5 protein-coding genes are annotated in these 2,591 nt (G+C 38.6%); all 5 read right to left on the bottom strand.

What is annotated here, in order from left to right:
* Positions 1 to 212: 212 nt before the first annotated feature.
* On the bottom strand, positions 213 to 737 hold the full coding sequence (locus AC1DPQ_RS24315) for a GNAT family N-acetyltransferase (RefSeq protein WP_477581786.1): 525 nt from the start codon (positions 735 to 737) through the stop codon (positions 213 to 215).
* Between the two features lie 42 nt (positions 738 to 779).
* On the bottom strand, positions 780 to 1,283 hold the full coding sequence (locus AC1DPQ_RS24310; RefSeq protein ID WP_477611141.1) for a DinB family protein: 504 nt from the start codon (positions 1,281 to 1,283) through the stop codon (positions 780 to 782).
* A gap of 49 nt (positions 1,284 to 1,332) precedes the next feature.
* Positions 1,333 to 1,683, bottom strand: a complete 351-nt coding sequence (locus AC1DPQ_RS24305) for a DHCW motif cupin fold protein (RefSeq protein WP_477583719.1) — start codon at positions 1,681 to 1,683, stop codon at positions 1,333 to 1,335.
* Positions 1,684 to 1,737: 54 nt separating this feature from the next.
* A complete protein-coding gene (locus AC1DPQ_RS24300) occupies positions 1,738 to 2,280 on the bottom strand; it encodes a DUF4199 domain-containing protein (RefSeq protein WP_477583717.1) in 543 nt (180 codons plus the stop codon).
* Between the two features lie 116 nt (positions 2,281 to 2,396).
* A partial coding sequence (locus AC1DPQ_RS24295) for a response regulator transcription factor (RefSeq protein WP_477611140.1) occupies positions 2,397 to 2,591 on the bottom strand: 195 nt, incomplete at its 5' end.

The following is a 2,591-nucleotide window of genomic DNA, read 5'->3' as shown; positions in this document are numbered from 1 at the left end:
TGCTGTTGTAGGTAAAGTTAAACCTGGCAGCGCTGTTAACTCCCACTTGTTATTGTTAAAGCTCGCTGGATCTAATTTTTCTTTACAAGAACTCAATAATAAGAGCAGCATTCCACAGAAGATTAGGTGTTTCATAATGTAAGGTTTAAATGATTTTCCTTTTTAACATCAAAAACTAAACCATAAAAAGACAAAATTGCTTTTTGAAAGCGCTAAATTGGTTTTTCAATCTTCATCCAGTGATGTTTTATGTCATGGTAATCGAAAATAGAGATCCGTTTTAAACCCGCTTTTTCCAGAACATGGATAGATCCCAGGTTATCGATATCTGCTATGCCAATAATTTCATGCAGATTTAGTTCATTAAAACCATAGTCTCGTGTCGCCACTGCAGCTTCTGTAGCATAGCCCTTGCCCCAAAACCGTTTACTGAACCGATACCCCAGATCATAATAATTAATATGGTTATTGGTAGATTCTTTAATTAGTTTTAAGCCCGACCAACCTACAAAATTGCCTGTTGCTTTTTCGATAACAGCCCATCTGCCAATACCGTTTTCGATATATTGTTTTCTGATAAATTCTATTTCTGCGATACTTTGTTCGATTGATTTTACAGGATTATTGCCCAGGTAAAGGTGCACTTCAGGATCACCATCCATTTCAAACATGCCCTCAGCATCTGTAGGTAGCAATTCACGCAAAATTAAACGTTCGGTTTCGGCAAAAATCTTCATTTATAATCTTTTGTTCAAAATTAAGATAATAATTTGTGAACCTTATCTAAGACTGTCTTCGTAAATGGGCCCATACATACTTGGTACCTTATTCCCTGTTGAACGCAGGTATACAATCATTTCGCCACGGTGGTGATAAATATGGTTCATTAAAAAGCCCCGTATTACCTGGATCCTTGGCATGGGCTGGAGAACCGTTTTACCTCCAGCGGTCATTTTCCAGTCTTCGAACATGCTTTTGTCTGTGGCCGATTCGATACTTTCTTTGGCCCTTTTAAAGGCCCGTTCAAAWTTGCCTATAATGTTTTCGATATCGCTGATATCTACCTCGTCACGCTTATAGGTATCCATGTTAAATTCGTTGCCGTGAAAAGTTCCTGGATACCAATCGTAGATTTCAGCAATGTGCGATGCCAACTGGGCCGTAGTCCAGGAGTGTGCTGAGGGTATAAAATCCAAAGCACTGTTTGGTATTGCATTTAAAAGTTTGCGGGTGTTTTCTGCTTCATGAAGAAATTCACCCAAAAGTGATTTAACCAGCATCATTTTATCTTTTATAATAACTGCGAAATGGGGTGATAATTAATAAATCACCTTAAGTGTCTTTTGGTTTTAAAAAACTGCCATCAATGATTAAAAGTTTCACGCTTTCCTGTGATACTGACCGGTGTGAACTTAAATCGTCAGAAACCACATACGTCATCCCCGCGCTAAGCGCGAATGTTGCTCCATCCTCCATTTCACTTACAAAGCTACCTGCCAAACAATGTACAATATGGCCTTTCTGACACCAATGATCGGCAAGGTAGCCCGCAGAGTAGGTTACAATCCTGATCCTTAAGCCATCCAGGTTTAAGGTTTGCCATGTTGCTGTGCCTGTTTCGCCAGGGTATTCTACTTTTTCTATCTGGCTCCAATCTATATTGGTAAAGGGTATCGTATACATAGCTGTTTTTTAGTGGCTTAAAATTAATAAAAGGAGATCAGATTAACAGGTATCTTAAGCGGTTTTTACACTTAACGGAGTGCTTGGTTTTCTTTTCAGAATGAGTGCTGCTACCAATGAGATCAATATTCCTACAGGCAGTATTTCCATATAAGTAAATAGAACTACCATGACTGGGTTTTTGTACATTTCCTGACTGGAAGCCAGTTCTTTTGTCTTAGTTGCCAGCTCAGCTGCCGATGCACCATCTGCTTTGGCTTCTCTAAGTGCCTGGGCAACATATTTATCCATAAAATCAGGCATAAATACATAATAATCAATCAACCAGACAATAACATATATGGTAGAAGCTACCAAACTGATCAATGCCCCGATTTTAAATGCTTTGCCGAAAGTGATTAATCCATCGTTGTATTTATCGCGGTAGTTTTTGATGCCGACAAAAATAAAGGAAAAAGCCAATACCATTGAGGCATAACCGATAAGCATGCTGTGTTCAAGATTCGGGTCGCTATAACATCTCGCCATAGAGAGCACCATCAAGGTTGATACAATTAAGCCGGCGATTAATCCAAATACAATTACGTTCTTTTTCATCTGTTTATAATTTAAGAGGTTTACACCACAAAATTGCTTCGATTATTTTTTTTAACCCTCATACTTTAGGGTGATTTTTCAGATTGATTGCTTTTTAATACCAATGCGTCAGTGCACTAAGGGATAATACAGAGTCTTTTGGCTGTTTCTATGGCCTGTGTTCTGCGTTTAACTTCCAGTTTCTCGAAAAGCCTGGCGTTGTGTGTTTTTATGGTGTTTAAGGAAACAAATAACTTTAACGCAATTTCCTGGTTGCTTAAACCTACAGACATGAGCTGCAAAACCTCCAGCTCTCTTTTGCTGATATTGAG

The organism is Pedobacter sp. 01T416_2 (assembly GCF_056398925.1).
The sequence above is the reverse complement of the archived record's forward strand: the minus strand, read 5'-3'. Positions and strand labels throughout refer to the sequence as shown.

Coding starts and splice junctions, on each gene's coding strand:
- AC1DPQ_RS24315 (WP_477581786.1), bottom strand. CDS start 737: ATGAAGATTTTTGCCGAAACCGAACGTTTAATTTTGCGTGAATTGCTA.
- AC1DPQ_RS24305 (WP_477583719.1), bottom strand. CDS start 1,683: ATGTATACGATACCCTTTACCAATATAGATTGGAGCCAGATAGAAAAA.
- AC1DPQ_RS24300 (WP_477583717.1), bottom strand. CDS start 2,280: ATGAAAAAGAACGTAATTGTATTTGGATTAATCGCCGGCTTAATTGTA.